General features: G+C 71.4%; 19 protein-coding genes and 1 tRNA gene. 18 read left to right on the top strand and 2 right to left on the bottom strand.

What is annotated here, in order from left to right; genetic code table 11:
• The first annotated feature begins 66 nt into the window (after positions 1-66).
• From xerD to JOF40_RS12725, 14 genes are all read left to right on the top strand, one after another.
• Positions 67-996, top strand: coding sequence for a site-specific tyrosine recombinase XerD (gene xerD / locus JOF40_RS12660; protein WP_129185845.1), 930 nt, complete (start codon positions 67-69; stop codon positions 994-996).
• 124 nt (positions 997-1,120) lie between these two features.
• Entirely contained in the window at positions 1,121-1,969 is an 849-nt protein-coding gene (locus JOF40_RS12665) for a ParA family protein (protein WP_129185846.1), read from the top strand.
• 38 nt (positions 1,970-2,007) lie between these two features.
• Positions 2,008-2,328 (top strand): hypothetical protein, encoded by a 321-nt coding sequence (locus JOF40_RS12670; RefSeq protein ID WP_129185934.1) that lies wholly within the window; start codon positions 2,008-2,010, stop codon positions 2,326-2,328.
• Positions 2,325-3,230 carry a segregation and condensation protein A gene (locus JOF40_RS12675; protein WP_209674583.1) on the top strand — a complete coding sequence of 302 codons (906 nt, stop codon included), beginning with the start codon at positions 2,325-2,327 and terminating at the stop codon, positions 3,228-3,230. The genes JOF40_RS12670 and JOF40_RS12675 overlap by 4 nt, the downstream gene beginning before the upstream one ends.
• Positions 3,223-3,948, top strand: coding sequence for an SMC-Scp complex subunit ScpB (scpB, locus tag JOF40_RS12680; protein ID WP_129185848.1), 726 nt, complete (start codon positions 3,223-3,225; stop codon positions 3,946-3,948). The genes JOF40_RS12675 and scpB overlap by 8 nt, the downstream gene beginning before the upstream one ends.
• Positions 3,941-4,669, top strand: a complete 729-nt coding sequence (locus JOF40_RS12685) for a pseudouridine synthase (protein WP_246153045.1) — start codon at positions 3,941-3,943, stop codon at positions 4,667-4,669. Before scpB ends, JOF40_RS12685 begins: the two co-directional genes overlap by 8 nt.
• The gene (locus JOF40_RS12690; protein WP_129185849.1) at positions 4,666-5,742 is read left to right on the top strand and encodes a prephenate dehydrogenase; all 1,077 of its coding nucleotides are present in this window, start codon (positions 4,666-4,668) and stop codon (positions 5,740-5,742) included. The genes JOF40_RS12685 and JOF40_RS12690 overlap by 4 nt, the downstream gene beginning before the upstream one ends.
• 75 nt (positions 5,743-5,817) lie before the next feature.
• Positions 5,818-6,483 (top strand): (d)CMP kinase, encoded by a 666-nt coding sequence (gene cmk, locus JOF40_RS12695; RefSeq protein ID WP_129185850.1) that lies wholly within the window; start codon positions 5,818-5,820, stop codon positions 6,481-6,483.
• Positions 6,480-7,181 (top strand): lysophospholipid acyltransferase family protein, encoded by a 702-nt coding sequence (locus tag JOF40_RS12700; protein ID WP_129185851.1) that lies wholly within the window; start codon positions 6,480-6,482, stop codon positions 7,179-7,181. Before cmk ends, JOF40_RS12700 begins: the two co-directional genes overlap by 4 nt.
• Entirely contained in the window at positions 7,174-8,499 is a 1,326-nt protein-coding gene (gene der / locus JOF40_RS12705; protein ID WP_129185852.1) for a ribosome biogenesis GTPase Der, read from the top strand. Before JOF40_RS12700 ends, der begins: the two co-directional genes overlap by 8 nt.
• Before the next feature lie 144 nt (positions 8,500-8,643).
• Positions 8,644-8,717: transfer RNA gene (locus JOF40_RS12710), tRNA-Pro, on the top strand.
• Positions 8,718-8,869: 152 nt separating this feature from the next.
• Entirely contained in the window at positions 8,870-9,466 is a 597-nt protein-coding gene (locus tag JOF40_RS12715) for an LOG family protein (RefSeq protein WP_129185853.1), read from the top strand.
• Entirely contained in the window at positions 9,463-9,876 is a 414-nt protein-coding gene (locus JOF40_RS12720) for an NUDIX hydrolase (protein ID WP_129185854.1), read from the top strand. Before JOF40_RS12715 ends, JOF40_RS12720 begins: the two co-directional genes overlap by 4 nt.
• Positions 9,877-9,897: 21 nt before the next feature.
• Positions 9,898-10,521, top strand: a complete 624-nt coding sequence (locus JOF40_RS12725; RefSeq protein WP_129185855.1) for an alpha/beta hydrolase — start codon at positions 9,898-9,900, stop codon at positions 10,519-10,521.
• 19 nt (positions 10,522-10,540) lie between these two features.
• On the opposite strand, the gene JOF40_RS12730 is transcribed toward JOF40_RS12725, so the two are convergent.
• Positions 10,541-10,906: an RNA-binding S4 domain-containing protein gene (locus JOF40_RS12730; RefSeq protein WP_129185856.1), complete on the bottom strand. Its 366-nt coding sequence runs from the start codon at positions 10,904-10,906 to the stop codon at positions 10,541-10,543.
• A 22-nt stretch (positions 10,907-10,928) separates the two neighbouring features.
• On the opposite strand from JOF40_RS12730, the gene JOF40_RS12735 reads away from it, so the two are divergent.
• Positions 10,929-11,162: an RNA-binding S4 domain-containing protein gene (locus JOF40_RS12735; protein ID WP_129185857.1), complete on the top strand. Its 234-nt coding sequence runs from the start codon at positions 10,929-10,931 to the stop codon at positions 11,160-11,162.
• Positions 11,163-11,164: 2 nt separating this feature from the next.
• Here the strand turns inward: JOF40_RS12735 and JOF40_RS12740 are convergent, their stop codons facing one another.
• Positions 11,165-11,587, bottom strand: coding sequence for a hypothetical protein (locus JOF40_RS12740; protein WP_129185858.1), 423 nt, complete (start codon positions 11,585-11,587; stop codon positions 11,165-11,167).
• Positions 11,588-11,640: 53 nt separating this feature from the next.
• Here JOF40_RS12740 and JOF40_RS12745 point away from each other — a divergent pair, with 53 nt between their 5' ends.
• The 3 genes from JOF40_RS12745 (at position 11,641) to mnmA (ending at position 15,135) form a co-directional block, all read left to right on the top strand.
• On the top strand, positions 11,641-12,696 hold the full coding sequence (locus JOF40_RS12745; protein ID WP_129185859.1) for an LLM class flavin-dependent oxidoreductase: 1,056 nt from the start codon (positions 11,641-11,643) through the stop codon (positions 12,694-12,696).
• 101 nt (positions 12,697-12,797) lie between these two features.
• Positions 12,798-14,003 (top strand): cysteine desulfurase family protein, encoded by a 1,206-nt coding sequence (locus tag JOF40_RS12750; RefSeq protein WP_129185860.1) that lies wholly within the window; start codon positions 12,798-12,800, stop codon positions 14,001-14,003.
• A gap of 22 nt (positions 14,004-14,025) precedes the next feature.
• Positions 14,026-15,135, top strand: coding sequence for a tRNA 2-thiouridine(34) synthase MnmA (gene mnmA, locus JOF40_RS12755; protein WP_129185861.1), 1,110 nt, complete (start codon positions 14,026-14,028; stop codon positions 15,133-15,135).
• The last annotated feature ends 76 nt before the right edge of the window (positions 15,136-15,211 follow it).

The following is a 15,211-nucleotide window of genomic DNA, read 5'->3' on the forward strand; positions in this document are numbered from 1 at the left end:
TGTGACGCCTACGGCGCCAACGGCGATCGATGACGCCGTAGGCGTCACACTTCGCGGTCGCGCGCGATGAGCGAGGACGTCGGACGCGGCGTCCACGACTACCTCAGCCACCTCACGGTCGAGCGAGGCCTGGCCGACAACACGCTGCGCTCGTACCGCCGCGACCTGCGGCGCTACCTCGACTTCTTGGTGGGACGCGGCATCACCGACCCGCGGGCCGTCACCGAGAACGACATCGCGGCGTTCCTCGGCTCGCTGCGCACCGGCGACGACGACCACGCGGCGCTCGGCACCGCCAGCGCTGCCCGCACGATCGTGGCGGTGCGCGGCTTGCACAAGTTCTTCCTGCGCGAGCAGCTCGTCACGACCGACGTCACGACCGCCGTCAAGCCGCCCCGGCCCGCCTCCCGGCTGCCCAAGGCGCTGCCGCTGAACGACGTCGAGGCGATCCTCGACGCCGCCGGTGCCCCCGGGACGACGCTGTCGGCGCGCGACCGGGCACTGCTCGAGGTGCTCTACGGCACGGGGGCCCGCATCTCGGAGGCCGTGGGGCTCGACGTCGACGACCTCGACCTCGAGGAGTCCACGATCCTGCTGCGCGGCAAGGGCGGCAAGCAGCGCATCGTGCCGCTCGGCTCGTACGCCAAGGCGTCGCTGGCCGACTACCTGTCGGCCTCACGGCCCGCCCTGGTCTCGGTGCGCACCCAGACGCCCGCGGTGTTCCTCAACGCCCGCGGCGGCCGCCTGTCGCGACAGAGCGCGTGGACCGTGCTGACCAAGGCCGCCGAGCGTGCCGGCCTCACGGTCGACGTCTCGCCGCACACGCTGCGCCACTCGTTCGCGACCCATCTGCTCGACGGCGGCGCGGACGTCAGGGTCGTCCAGGAGCTGCTGGGCCATGCCTCCGTGACGACGACGCAGATCTACACGCTCGTCACGGTCGAGAAGCTGCGGGAGATCTACGCGACGGCCCATCCGCGGGCCGCACGCGACTAAGCGCCGGGGTTGCACGGCACGCTGGACGGACGGTCCGACGGATGGTCGCCATGTCGACATCTGGCGGTAGAGTGTCGGTCGTCCGCCGGGTCGAGTTGCAGGGGTAGCGCATGAGCAGGAAAGCATGACCGCGGAACTGGGGCCCACCGGCCGTCCGATGCCCGACTTCCCCGAGCCGAAGCCTCGCGATCCGGCCAAGCCGGCGACGATCATCGCGCTGTGCAACCAGAAGGGCGGCGTGGGCAAGACCACGACGACCATCAACCTGGGCGCCGCGCTGGTCGAGCTCGGCCGCCGGGTGCTGCTGGTCGACTTCGACCCGCAGGGCTCGATGACCGTGGGCCTGGGCGTCAATGCCCACGAGCTCGACCAGAGCATCTACCACGTCCTGATGGACCGCGAGATCGCGCTGAAGGACCTGATCATGTCGACAGGCGTCGAGGGCCTCGACCTCGTGCCGTCCAACATCGACCTGTCGGCCGCCGAGATGCGCCTGGTCACCGAGGTCGGCCGTGAGCAGGTGCTCGCCCGGGTGCTCAAGCCCGTCCGGGCCGACTATGACGTCATCCTGATCGACTGCCAGCCCTCGCTGGGGCTGCTGACAGTCAACGCGCTGACCGCGGCCAACGCCGTGCTCGTGCCGCTGGAGTGCGAGTACTTCGCGCTGCGCGGCGTCGCGCTGCTGAAGGACACGATCGAGAAGGTGCGCGACCGCACCAACGACGAGCTCGAGATCATCGGCCTGCTGGGCACGATGTACGACAGCCGCACGTTGCACGGCAAGGAGGTGCTGCAGACGCTCGTCGAGGGCTGGGGAGACCTGGTGTTCCACACCGTCATCCGGCGCACCGTCAAGTTCTCCGACTCCACCGTCGCCGGCGAGCCGATCACCGAGTACGCGACGACGTCCCCGGGCGCTGCGTCCTACCGTCAGCTGGCCCGCGAGGTCCTCGTTCGGTGCCCCGACGCGTGAGCACGTCATCGGGCGGCGGTGGCGGCCGGCGGCCGTCGATGCCGGGTGCCGACGAGCTGTTCCGCGCGACGGCCCCCGCGCGCCGCAGCCGTGAGTCCACGCCCGACGACGAGACCCCGGTCGAGCCCGAGGTCGCCGTCGCGGCGAGCGGACGGGTCAAGCACGACGAGAAGATGACGGTGTACGTCACGGCGGCTGAGCTGCTGGCCGTCGAGCAGGCCCGCCTGGGCCTGCGGGCCGAGCTGGGCCGCAGCGTCGACCGCGGCAGGTTCGTGCGGGCGGCGCTGGCCGTCGCGCTGGCAGATCTCGAGGCACGCGGCACGCACAGCGACGTCGCACGGCGATTGAGCGAGTCGTGAGCGTCGCGGACGTCGACGAGTCCGCGCCGACCGGCTTCCAGGTCAACCTCGCCAACTTCGAGGGCCCCTTCGACCTGCTGCTGCAGCTGATCTCCAAGCACGAGCTCGACATCACGGAGGTCGCCCTGTCGGCGGTCACGGGCGAGTTCATCGCCTACATCAAGACGCTCGACGACGACCTCGAGCAGACGACCAACTTCCTGCTCGTCGCCGCGACGTTGCTCGACCTCAAGACGGCCCGGCTGCTGCCACAGGCCGAGGTCGAGGACGAGGAGGATCTCGCCCTGCTCGAGGCCCGCGACCTGCTGTTCGCTCGCCTCATGCAGTACCGCGCGTTCAAGCAGGTCGCCGGCATCATGGCCGAACGCCTGGCGCAGGAGTCGCGTCGCTTCCCGCGCATCGTGACGCTGGAGCCACGCTTCGCCGACCTGCTGCCCGAGGTGCTGATCTCGGTCGGGCCACTGGAGCTGTCGATGCTGGCGGCCAGGGCCTTCGAGGACAAGCCCGTCCCGATCCTGTCGCTGGCCCACCTGCACGCCCCGCAGGTCAGCGTGCGGGAGCAGGCGCACCTCGTCGTCGACCAGCTGCGTCGCAAGGGCGGCATGACGTTCAGGTCCCTGACCGCCGATGCGCCCGACCTGGCCACCAAGGTCGCCCGGTTCCTGGCGGTGCTCGAGCTGTTCCGTGAGGGCGCGATCTCGTTCGAGCAGGCGACGCCCCTGGGCGATCTGCACATCCGCTGGACCGGCACCGACGACGGCGACATCGACGTGGGCGACGAGTTCGACGCGCCGCAGGGCACGTCCGACGACGAGCCGGTTCTTGTTGACGCGAGCCTGATGGACACGAGCCCGGACGACGCGTCCGTGGCCGCAGACGACCCCGAGAGCACCGATGACTGAGCACAACCTCCCCACCGGACCCCACGAGCTCGAGCTGGAGATGCTCGAGCTCCACCCCGCCCTCGAGGCGGTGCTGATGGTGGCCGACCAGCCGCTCGACCACCTGACGCTGGCGCAGGCCGTCGGGCATCCACCGAGCGACGTCGAGCAGGCGCTGACCGCGCTGGCCGACGAGTACACCGAGCAGGGCCGCGGCTTCGAGCTGCGCAACATCGCCGGCGGCTGGCGGTTCTTCACGCGCGAGGAGTACGCGGGCGCCGTCGAACGCTTCATCCTCGACGGCCAGCAGGCGCGGCTCACGCAGGCCGCGCTCGAGACCATGGCGGTCGTCGCCTACCGGCAGCCCATCAGCCGGTCGCGCATCTCGGCCATCCGCGGCGTCAACGTCGACGGCGTCGTGCGCACCCTGGTGACGCGCGGCCTGATCGAAGAGGGCGGCGTCGACGGCGAGAGCGGAGCCGTCCTGTACCGCACGACGAGCTACTTCCTCGAGCGCATGGGGCTCGGCAGCATCAGCGAGCTGCCCGACATCGCGCAGCACCTGCCCGAGATGGAGGACATGGAGGACGAGGTGCTCGCCGGGGCCGACGACGTGCTGGCCACGATCGCGGGGGAGGAGCCCGCGCAGGGGGAGATGGACGAGGCTTCGACGGGCTCAACCGGCGAGGTTTCGACCGGCTCAGCCAGCTCAACCGGCGAGGGGGACGACCGTGGCTGAGATCAGGCTCCAGAAGGTGCTGGCACAGGCAGGTCTCGGCAGCCGCCGTCGCTGCGACGACATGATCGCCCACGGGCGGGTCGAGGTGAACGGCGAGGTCATCGACGTCATGGGAGCTCGGGTCGACCCCGCGACCGACGTCATCCGGGTCGACGGCAAGCGCATCCCGGTCGCCAGCGACCACGCTTACGTCATGCTCAACAAGCCGCGCGGCATCGTGACCTCGATGGCCGACGAGCAGGGCCGCCCCGACCTGTCGACGTTCGTCGCGGGACGCAGCGACCGGCTGTTCCACGTCGGCCGGCTCGACACCGACACGTCCGGGCTGCTGCTGCTCACCAACGACGGCGACCTGGCCCACAAGCTCGCGCATCCCTCGTTCGAGATCGTCAAGACCTACATCGCCCTCGTCGACGGCGACGTGCCCGAGACGCTGGGCGCGCGGCTCAAGGCCGGCATCGAGCTCGACGACGGACCCGCCAACGTCGACCGCTTCCAGGTCAAGGACCGTTCGCGCGGGCGCTCGTTGGTCGAGCTCGACATCCACATGGGCAAGAACCGCATCGTGCGCCGGCTGCTCGACGCGGCAGGTCACCCCGTCCGCGAGCTGACGCGCACGGCGCTCGGCCCGCTGCACGTCAAGGGCCTTGCCTCGGGCGCCATGCGCGACCTGACCCGCGACGAGCTGGGAGCCCTCTACGACAGCGTCGACGACGCATGACGGCGCTGTCACCGCACGCGCTCGACGGGCCCGTCCTCGTCGTGGGCTGCGGGCTGATCGGCACGTCCGTGGGTTTGGCGCTGCGCCAGCACGATGTCGACGTCGTGCTGCACGACGCGCTGCCCGGCCACGCCGAGCTGGCCGTCTCGCTGGGCGCGGGTCGTCCGCTGACCGACGACGTCGTGCCGTACCTCGTGGTCGTCGCGGTGCCGCCGTCGGCGTCGGCGTCCGTCGTGGTCGAGAGCCTGGACAGGTGGCCCGAGGCGCTCGTCACGGACGTCACGAGCGTCAAGTCAGGCGTGCAGTCGTCCGTCGACGGGACGCCCGGTGTCGACCGCTTCGCCGGGGGACACCCCATGGCCGGCAGCGAACGGTCCGGGCCGATGGCGGCCTCGGCCCAGCTGTTCGAGGGACGTCCGTGGGCCGTGACGCCCAGCGCCGCGACCCGGCCCGCGGCACTCGACGCCGTCGTCGACCTGGCTCTGCACGTCGGCGGGGTGCCGATCGTCATGGATCCGACCGCGCACGACCGGGCCGTGGCGCTCGTCTCGCACGTGCCGCAGGTCATGTCGACCCTCACCGCGGCCCGGCTCAACGACGCGGCCGGCAACGACCTGGCGCTGTCGGGCCCGGGCCTGCGCGACACGACCCGCATCGCGGCCAGCGACGGCGCGATGTGGCTCGACATCCTCGGCACCAACGCCCGCGACGTCAAGGCAGTGCTCGAGCTGGTGCGGGACGACCTCGACCGCGTCATCGGGGCGATCGGTCACGACGACGAGGTGCTGGCCGGCGTGCTCGAGTCGGGCCGGCGCGGCACGACCCTCATCCCGGGCAAGCACGGCTCGTCGGCGGCCCGGTTCGACCTGGTGCACGTGCAGGTCGCCGACCGTCCCGGCGAGCTGTCGCGCCTGATGACTGATACGGGAGAATCGGGCGTGAACATCGAGGACCTGCGCCTCGACCACGACCTCGGACGTCCCGTCGGCCTGGCCGAGATCGCGGTCGCCCTCGGCGTCGGCCAGTCCCTGGTGCAGGCACTCACCTCGCGCGGCTGGACCGCGTACCTGTGACCGATCCGTTCCACCCAGACCCGTTCCACCCAGACCCGCGTGACCTTGACCGTCCCTGAAGGAAGTTGGACCCCTGTGACATCCCCTCTCGTCGTCGCGATCGACGGACCGTCCGGCTCGGGCAAGTCGAGCACGTCCCGCGGCGTGGCCGACCGCCTCGGGCTGGCCTACCTCGACACCGGTGCGATGTACCGCGCCATGACGTGGGCCCTGCTCCAGCGCGGCGTCGACCTCGACGACCCGGCCGCCGTGGCGTCGGCGGCCGACGCGGTGCGGCTCGAGTCGGGCACCGATCCGCTCGCCCCGACGATCCACGCCGACGGCACCGACGTCGCCGAGCCGATCCGCACCGACGAGGTCACCGGCGCGGTCAGCCTGGTGGCGGCCGTGCCGCACGTGCGCGAGCTGCTGGTCGATTTGCAGCGCCGAGCGATCGGCGAGGCACCCGGGGGGATCGTGGTCGAGGGACGCGACATCGGCTCGGTCGTGGTTCCGGACGCGCCGGTGAAGATCTACCTCGTCGCCGATCCCGCAGCCCGGGCCGCTCGTCGTGCCGCCGAGAACGGCGGTGCCGACGCCGCCGCCACCGAGGCCGCGCTCGCGGTCCGTGACCAGATCGACTCCACCCGGGCGGCGTCGCCGCTGGTGCAGGCCCACGGCGCCGTCGTCGTCGACGGCACGCACCTGACGCTCGACGAGGTCATCGACACGATCGTCGGGATCGTCGACGCGGCGTCGTGAGCGTCCCCCTCGACCCCGGCGCGGGGCTGCCCGAGCGCGGACTGCGATTCGCGCGCGGACGTGCCGTGGGCTGGTTCCACCGGCGGTGGGAGATCCACGAGCGCGGCCAGGACCTCGTCCCCGCGGACGGGCCGGTCATCCTCGCGAGCAACCACATCGGCTGGCTCGACGGTCCGCTGCTCGTCGCCACCGCGCCGCGTCCGCCGCACGCGATGGTCAAGGAGGAGGAGTTCGCCGGTCGCGCGGGTCGGCTCCTGCGCCTGGTTGCCCAGATCAAGGTCGCCCGCGACCGCACCGACACCGGGGCACTGCGCCTGGCCGTCCGTTCGCTGGCGGCCGGCCAGTGCGTCCTGGTGTTCCCCGAGGGCCGCCGCGGCGACGGCGAGCACACCGAGTTCAAGGGCGGTGTCACCTACCTGGCGCTCGTGACCGGTGCCCCCGTCGTGCCCGTCGCGGTGTTCGGCACGCGGCAGCCGGGGGAGGGCCCGAGCGCCCGTCCGGCCCCGCGGACGCGTCTCGACATCGTCTACGGCGAGCCCATCCACCTGCCGATGCAGGCCTGGCCGCGAGATCGTGGGATGCTGGAGGACGCAGGCGACACCATCCACGATCATCTGCGTGCCCATGTATCCCGGGCCAAGGACGCGCTGCAGCGCGATCTGCCCGGCCCCCTTCCGACAGGATCCCCTGATGTCTGACGTCGTTCCCGTACTCGCCGTGATCGGGCGACCCAACGTCGGCAAGTCGACGCTGGTCAACCGCATCATCGGCCGACGCGAGGCCGTCGTCGAGGACGTGCCGGGCGTGACCCGCGACCGTGTCTCGTACGACGCGGTCTGGAACGGTCGCGCGTTCACCGTCGTCGACACCGGCGGCTGGGACCCCGACGCCCGCGGCCTGGCCGAGCGCATCGCCGCGCAGGCCGAGATCGCGATCCAGGTCGCCGACGCCGTGCTGTTCGTCGTCGACGCGACGGTCGGCATCACCGACGTCGACGAGAAGGTCGTCCGCCTGCTGCGTGCGGCCAAGAAGCCCGTCGTGCTGGCGGCCAACAAGGTCGACGACCAGCGCACCGAGATGGAGGCCGCCGGGCTCTGGAACCTGGGACTGGGCGAGCCCTTCCCGGTCTCGGCCCTGCACGGCCGTGGCAGCGGCGACATGCTCGACGCCGTCATCGACGCCCTGCCCGATCCGCCGCCGGAGGACTTCGACGCCCCGATCGGCCCGCGCCGCGTCGCGATCGTCGGCAAGCCCAACGTCGGCAAGTCGAGCCTGCTCAACCGCCTCGCCGGCGAGGAGCGGGTCGTCGTCGACGACGCCTCGGGCACGACGGTCGACCCCGTCGACGAGATCGTCGAGCTGGGCGGCCGCACCTGGAACTTCATCGACACCGCCGGCATCCGTCGCCGTGTGCGCGACGCGTCGGGACACGAGTACTACGCGAGCCTGCGCACGAGCTCGGCGATCGACCGTGCCGAGGTGGCCGTCGTCATCATCGACGGCAGCGTGCCGCTGACCGAGCAGGACACCCGCATCATCAGCGCGGTCGCCGAGGCGGGTCGCGCGCTCATCATCGCGTTCAACAAGTGGGACCTCGTCGACGAGGAGCGTCGCTACTACCTCGAGCGCGAGATGGAGCGCGAGCTCGTGCAGGTGCCCTGGGCCCCGACGATCAACATCACGGCCCGCACGGGCTGGCACGTCGACCGCCTCGTCAGGGCCCTCGACGCAGCCCTCGAGGGCTGGGAGACGCGCGTGCCCACGGGCATGCTCAACGCCTTCCTCGGACGTCTGGTGGCCGAGCACCCGCACCCCGTGCGTGGCGGCAAGCAGTCGAAGATCATGTTCGGCACCCAGGCGTCCACGGCACCGCCGACGTTCGTGCTGTTCACGTCGGGCAAGCTCGAGGCGTCGTACATGCGCTTCATCGAGCGTCGTCTGCGCGAGGAGTTCGGCTTCGTCGGCTCGCCGATCCACCTGCAGCAGCGTCCGCGCAAGAAGCGCGAGCGCCGCTGACCCGTCCCCGCGGCGTCCCCGCGATGTGTGACGGTTTGCACCGTTCTGCCTGCAACACCGGGGCACCTCGTCACACTTCGCGCGGGTGGGTGGCCGATGCGGGGGACCGGAGGGGTCTGCGGTAAAGTTCCTCTTCGGTACGAACGGGCTGTAGCGCAGCTTGGTAGCGCACCTGACTGGGGGTCAGGGGGTCGCAGGTTCAAATCCTGTCAGCCCGACGTTCGTCTGAGTAAGACCGGAAGCCCCGGGCCTGCGAGAGCGGGTCCGGGGCTTCGTGCATCCCGACGCGTCGAACCGCGAGCACTGTCGAGGCGCTCGTCGGCGGCCGACGTGTCTGCGGGACGATGGTGCCCATGACACGAGGTGCGACATGGCTCTGAACACGATCGCCGTCTTCTGCGGATCCAGCTTCGGCACCGATCCCGCCTTCGCCGACGCAGCGCGCCTGACCGGCCGCACGCTGGCGGAGCGTGGCATCGACGTCGTCTACGGCGGGGGACACGTGGGCCTGATGGGGGTCGTCGCGGACGCCGCGATCGAGGCCGGTGGCCGGGTGGTCGGCGTCATCCCGCGTCAGCTCGACGACCGCGAGCTCGCGCACCGCGGCGTCACCGAGCTGCACGTCGTGGAGTCGATGCACGAGCGCAAGCAGCTCATGGCCGATCTCTCCCAAGCGTTCATCGCCCTGCCGGGAGGTGCCGGCACGCTCGAGGAGATCGCCGAGCAGTGGACGTGGGCGCAGCTGACGATCCACGCCAAGCCCAGCGGCTTCCTCGACGTCGCGGGGTTCTGGGCCCCCATGCGGCAGATGCTCGACTCGATGGTGTCGTCGGGCTTCGTGCGGACCGAGCAGTCGGGCATCGTGTCGTTCGACGACGACCTCGACGCCCTGCTGGAGAAGCTGTCGGCCCCGCCGTCGTGGACCGACAAGTGGGGCGCGCCCACCGCACCTGCTCCGACGCCGTGACGCCGCCGGTCATCCACGTCGCGGCAGCGCTTGCGGTCGACGACCGCGGCCGGGCCCTGATGGTGCGCAAGCACGGCACGACGATGTTCATGCAGCCCGGCGGCAAGATCGAGCCGGGGGAGCACCCGCTCGACGCGTTGCGGCGCGAGCTGGGCGAGGAGCTCGGTCTCGACCTGCCGACCGCCTCGTTCACCTGGGTCGGGACGTTCGAGGAGGACGCCGCGAACGAGCCGGGTCATGTCGTGCGGGCCGAGGTGTACTCGGTGACCGTCGACGGTGCATCGCCTGTCGCAGCCGCCGAGATCGCGGAGTGCCGCTGGGTCGACGTCGCCGACCCGGGCGACATCGACCTCGCGCCGCTGAGCCGCGAGGCGCTCCTGCCCATCCTGGTGGCGCGCACCGGTGGTTGAGATGTCAACTACCCTGTGGGCATGACGTTCACGATCGACGACGCCCAGACCATCCGCGGCGGGGAAGACAGCGCGCCGCTGGTGCTGCTCCTGCACGGCTACGGCTCGAACGAGCAGGACCTCCCGAGCCTGGTGCCGCATCTCCCGCCGGGTCTCGCCCACGCGTCGGTGCGAGCACCCATCGCGATGGCCCAGGGCGCATACGCGTGGGTGCCGATCGGCGTGCCGGGACGCCCCGACCCCGCAGTCATCGCCGACTCGACCCGGGCCCTGCTGTCCTGGCTCGACGGGCACGTCGCCCCCGAGCGTGTCGTCGTCCCGCTTGGGTTCTCGCAGGGCGGTCTGATGGTCACGCAGCTGCTGCGTGCCCGCCCCGACCGATTCGCTGCGGCGCTCGTGCTGTCGGGCTTCGTGCTCGACCAGCCGGCCGTCGGCGACGCGGCGCTCGCGGCGAGCGGGGTGCCGGTGTTCTTCGGCCACGGCGACGCCGACCCGATCATCCCGGCCGATGCGACCCAGCGGGCGTCCGCCTGGCTCGCCGACCACGCCGACGTCACCGACCGGACGTACACGGGACTCGCGCACAGCATCTCGGCCGACGAGCTCGCCGACGTCCATGCCTTCGTGACGTCGCACCTCGGCTGAGACTGGGACTGACGCCGGGTCAGCGTCCGCGCAGTCGGTCCATCGCGCGCCGGTCGCGCTTGGTCGGACGTCCGGCACCGCGGTCGCGGCGCGGCATGACAGCGACCTCCTCCTTGGGCGGCGGCGGAGGGGTCTTGTCGACGTAGCACTGCACCGCCACTGGGGCACCGACCCGCTTGACGATGATCTTGGTGACCACCACGATGCGCAGACCGCCCTCGGTCAGCGCCTCGATGCGGTCGCCGATGTTGACCGGCTGCGAGGGCTTGGCCTTGGCACCGTTGATGCGCACGTGCCCGGCCTTGCACTCCTTGGAGGCGATCGAGCGGTTCTTGTACAGCCGCACGGACGACACCCACACGTCGGCGCGGGCGGAGCTGTCCATGCGGCGACTCTAGACTGGCCGCATGAGCACCGAAGGGGTCGAGGTCATCGAGATCAGCGGCGACATGATCCGGCTGGGCCAGTTCCTGAAGTTCGCCAACTTCGCCGACTCCGGTGCCCACGCCGGGGCGATGATCGCCGACGGCGACGTCCTGGTCGACGGCGTCATCGAGACCCGGCGCGGACGCCAGCTCGGCAAGGGCATGGTTGTCGAGGTGCGGACGGCCGCCGAGACGCACGTCGCCCAGGTCGGCTGACCTCAGGCCAGGCGGTCGCGCCAGGCACCCACGTCGGGCACCGTGAACGCGGCCGCGTCCGTGAGCCCGTCGACGTCCCACGTGACGAGCAGCAGATCGGTACCCGTGGTCTTGCCCAGGAAGTGCCGGGTCGCACGGGTGGACGTGATCGCGTCGCGCGGCACCACGACGTCGCGCTCGGGAAGCAGCTGGGCGAACAGCAGGTGAGTGTCGCCCATCGCGAGGGTCCCCATGCCGCGGGTCTGGATGCGACCCTCCGACGCGATCCCCAGGAGACTCGCGGGCTCGGAGTGCGTGGGAGTGACGGTCGCGAGCCGCTCGCGGTGACGCGTGCGCAGCGAGCGGACGCGCAGGAGCCCGACCAGCGCGAAGGCCAGCAGACCGAGCAGCAGTCCGGCGATGACGATGATGACGATCTCCAGCACGGCCCCAGTCTGCACCAGGCACGTGCCGCGGCGGACGTCCCTACGATGGATGCATGGCTGCCCACCACACCCCGCTCGAGCTCGGCCTCGACACGTTCGGCGACGTCACGGCCGATGCCGACGGACGTCCGCTTCCCTACGACCAGGTGATCCGCGACATCGTCGAGCAGGCCGTGCTCGCCGATGAGCTGGGGCTGTCGTTCTTCGGCGTCGGTGAGCACCACCGCGACGACTTCGCCGTGAGTGCGCCCGAGGTGGTCCTGGCGGCGATCGCGTCGCGCACGACACAGATCCACCTCGGGACGGCCGTGACGGTGCTGAGCTCTGACGATCCCATCCGCGTGTACGAGCGCTTCGCGACGCTCGACGCGGTCTCGAACGGCCGGGCCGAGGTCATCCTCGGACGCGGCTCGTTCACGGAGTCGTTCCCGTTGTTCGGTCTCGATCTCGGCCAGTACGAGGAGCTGTTCAGCGAGAAGCTCGATCTGTTCGCCGCGCTGCGCGCCGAGGGGTCGATCACCTGGCAGGGTGCGCTGCGGCCCCCGTTGGTCGATCAGCACGTCTTCCCGAAGACCGCCTCGGGATCGCTCCGCACATGGATCGGGGTCGGCGGAAGCCCGGAATCCGTCGTTCGCGCGGCTCGCTACGGCATCCCGCTGATGCTCGCGATCATCGGTGGCCCGCCGGCGCAGTTCGCGCAGTTCACCGATCTCTACCGCCGGGCCCTCGACCAGCTGGGCCAGCCGCGGCTGCCGGTCGGCGTGCACTCGCCGGGACACGTCGCCGACACCGACGAGCAGGCCCGCGACGAGTTGTGGCCGCACTTCGCGCAGCAGCGCGAGCGCATCGGTCGCGAGCGGGGCTGGCCCCCGCCGACGCGAGCGGAGTTCGATGCCGCGGCGGGTCCCGAGGGAGCCGTCTACGTCGGCTCGCCACAGACCGTCGCCGACAAGATCGTCCGCAACACCCGCATCCTCGGCCTCGATCGCTTCGACCTCAAGTTCAGCAACGGGGCGCTGTCGCACGACCGCCTGATGCGCAGCATCGAGCTGTACGGCCGCGAGGTCGCCCCCCTGGTGCACGCGGCGCTCGCCGAAGGCGTCGCATGACGCCGCGGCAGGCCTGACCGAGCCGGTCAGGTGGCCACCGCCGGGGGCGCTGCACGGCGGGGGCCGGATGCCTTCCGGCGGCGGACTACGCTTGTCCTGCGATGACCACGACCCCACGCTCCGTCTACCTCGACCACGCGGCGACCACGCCGATGGTCCCCGAGGCGATCGCAGCACTCGCCGAGCAGCTGGCGGTCACGGGCAACGCCTCGTCGCTGCACGCCTCGGGTCGCGCGGCGCGCCGCACCGTCGAGGAGGCCCGTGAGCTGATCGCCGAGCGGTTCGGTGCCCGTCCCAGCGAGGTCGTGTTCTGCTCGGGAGGCACCGAGGCCAACAACCTCGCGATCAAGGGCATCTACTGGTCGCGCCGGGCCCAGCGGCCGGAGCGCAACCGCATCGTCTTCAGCTCGATCGAGCACCACGCGCTGCTCGACCCCGTCACCTGGCTGGCCCAGCACGAGGGTGCGCGGGTCGACATGACCCCCGTCGACAAGCAGGGACGCATCGTCGTCGACGAGCTGCGGGCCGCGGTCGAGCGCGATCCGTCGAGCGTCTCGGCCGTCACGACGATGTGGGCCAACAACGAGATGGGCACGATCCAGCCCATCGCCGACGTCGTCGACATCGCCCGTACGCACGGCATCCCCGTCCACAGCGACGCCGTGCAGGCCGCCGGCTACGTGCCGCTCGACTTCGCCGCCAGTGATCTGGACGCCATGACGATCACGGCGCACAAGCTCGGCGGGCCGGTGGGCGTCGGTGCCCTGGTGATCGGTCGTGAGCTCGCCGCTACGCCGCTGCTGCATGGGGGTGGCCAGGAGCGCGACCTGCGCTCCGGCACGGTCAGCGTGCCGCTGATCGCCGCGTTCGCCGCGGCCGTCGACGTGACGGTCGGCCGGCAGGGCGAGACCGTGGCGCGCATCGAGTCGCTGCGCCGGCGGCTCGTGGCCGGCATCGTCCGGGCCGTGCCCGACGCGATCGTCAACGGCGACCCCGAGCCCGGCAACGACCACCGGCTGCCCAACATCGCGCACGTCACGTTCCCGGGCTGCGAGGGCGACGCGATGCTGATGCTCCTCGACGCCCAGGGCATCGAGTGCTCGACCGGATCGGCGTGCGCCGCGGGTGTGCCGCAGCCCAGCCACGTGCTGCTCGCGATGGGCTACGACGACGTCGCTGCCCGTGGGTCGCTCAGGTTCAGCCTCGGTCACACCTCCACCGAGGCCGATGTCGACCGGCTCGTCGCGGCGCTGCCGGCCGTGCACGAGCGGGCCCGTCGGGCGTCCCTCGTGCGGAGCAGCTCGTGAGAGCCCCGTGCCGGAGGCACCGATGAGGATCTGTGCTGCGATGTCGGGCGGGGTCGACTCGGCCGTGGCCGCGGCGCGCGCCGTCGACGCGGGCCACGACGTCACGGGCGTCCACCTCGCGCTGAGTCGCAACCCGCGGTCGTACCGCTCGGGTGCGCGCGGGTGCTGCTCGATCGAGGACGCGGGCGACGCCCGTCGCGCCGCCGACGCCCTCGGCATCCCGTTCTACGTGTGGGACATGAGCGAGGAGTTCGCCGACCACGTCGTCGACGACTTCGTCGCCGAGTACACCGCCGGACGCACCCCCAACCCGTGCCTGCGCTGCAACGAGAAGATCAAGTTCGCCGCGGTGCTCGACCGGGCGCTCGCGCTGGGCTTCGACGCCGTTGCGACGGGTCACTACGCGCAGCTCGAGACGTCCGCCGACGGCACGATCGAGATGCACCGAGCGATCGACATGGGCAAGGACCAGTCGTACGTCCTCGGCGTGCTGACGCAGGAGCAGCTGGCCCACTCGCTGTTCCCGCTCGGCGACACGACCAAGGACGTCGTCCGTGCCGAGGCCGCCGCCCGGGGCATCCAGGTCGCCCAGAAACCCGACAGCCACGACATCTGCTTCATCCCCGACGGCGACAACGCGGGCTGGCTGGCCGAGAAGCTGGGTCCGAAGCCCGGCACGATCGTCGACGAGGACGGTGCCGTGCTGCGCGAGCACGACGGTGCTTACGCGTTCACGATCGGCCAGCGGCGTGGGCTGCGCCTCGGGGTTCCGGCCGACGACGGCAAGCCCCGGTTCGTGCTCGACATCGAGCCGGTCAGCGGCACCGTGACGGTCGGATCGCGCGAGGCGCTGCTCGTCGACGCCCTCGAGTGCATCAAGCCGCTGTGGTGCGGGGCACCGCCCGCGGGGACGCTCGACTGCACGGTGCAGCTGCGCGCACACGGCGACGAGCACCGGGCGCGGGTCACGGTCTCGCCGGGGTCGCCGGTTGAGCCTGTCGAAACCGTCCACGTCGAGCTGATCGATCCCGCCAGCGGCATCGCCCCCGGCCAGGCCTGCGTCGTCTACGCCGGCACGCGCGTCGTCGGATCCGCCACGATCGCCTCCACCTCCCGCGTGGCGGTGCACTAGCGTCCACCCCAGCCAGGGGCCGGTGCGCTGGCGTCCAGCCCGGCGCGTCAGGTGGACGCTGTCGCACCGCTCAGAT

The organism is Aeromicrobium fastidiosum (assembly GCF_017876595.1).
Lineage (GTDB): Bacteria > Actinomycetota > Actinomycetes > Propionibacteriales > Nocardioidaceae > Aeromicrobium > Aeromicrobium fastidiosum.

What these genes read in the sequence shown, in the direction of transcription:
- JOF40_RS12730 (WP_129185856.1), bottom strand. Translation starts at nt 10,906, where the DNA reads ATGGACAGCTCCGCCCGCGCCGACGTGTGGGTGTCGTCCGTGCGGCTG.
- JOF40_RS12670 (WP_129185934.1), top strand. Translation starts at nt 2,008, where the DNA reads ATGCCGGGTGCCGACGAGCTGTTCCGCGCGACGGCCCCCGCGCGCCGC.
- JOF40_RS12745 (WP_129185859.1), top strand. Translation starts at nt 11,641, where the DNA reads ATGGCTGCCCACCACACCCCGCTCGAGCTCGGCCTCGACACGTTCGGC.
- der (WP_129185852.1), top strand. Translation starts at nt 7,174, where the DNA reads ATGTCTGACGTCGTTCCCGTACTCGCCGTGATCGGGCGACCCAACGTC.
- JOF40_RS12715 (WP_129185853.1), top strand. Translation starts at nt 8,870, where the DNA reads ATGGCTCTGAACACGATCGCCGTCTTCTGCGGATCCAGCTTCGGCACC.
- JOF40_RS12750 (WP_129185860.1), top strand. Translation starts at nt 12,798, where the DNA reads ATGACCACGACCCCACGCTCCGTCTACCTCGACCACGCGGCGACCACG.
- JOF40_RS12735 (WP_129185857.1), top strand. Translation starts at nt 10,929, where the DNA reads ATGAGCACCGAAGGGGTCGAGGTCATCGAGATCAGCGGCGACATGATC.
- JOF40_RS12665 (WP_129185846.1), top strand. Translation starts at nt 1,121, where the DNA reads ATGACCGCGGAACTGGGGCCCACCGGCCGTCCGATGCCCGACTTCCCC.
- JOF40_RS12725 (WP_129185855.1), top strand. Translation starts at nt 9,898, where the DNA reads ATGACGTTCACGATCGACGACGCCCAGACCATCCGCGGCGGGGAAGAC.
- JOF40_RS12690 (WP_129185849.1), top strand. Translation starts at nt 4,666, where the DNA reads ATGACGGCGCTGTCACCGCACGCGCTCGACGGGCCCGTCCTCGTCGTG.
- scpB (WP_129185848.1), top strand. Translation starts at nt 3,223, where the DNA reads ATGACTGAGCACAACCTCCCCACCGGACCCCACGAGCTCGAGCTGGAG.
- mnmA (WP_129185861.1), top strand. Translation starts at nt 14,026, where the DNA reads ATGAGGATCTGTGCTGCGATGTCGGGCGGGGTCGACTCGGCCGTGGCC.
- xerD (WP_129185845.1), top strand. Translation starts at nt 67, where the DNA reads ATGAGCGAGGACGTCGGACGCGGCGTCCACGACTACCTCAGCCACCTC.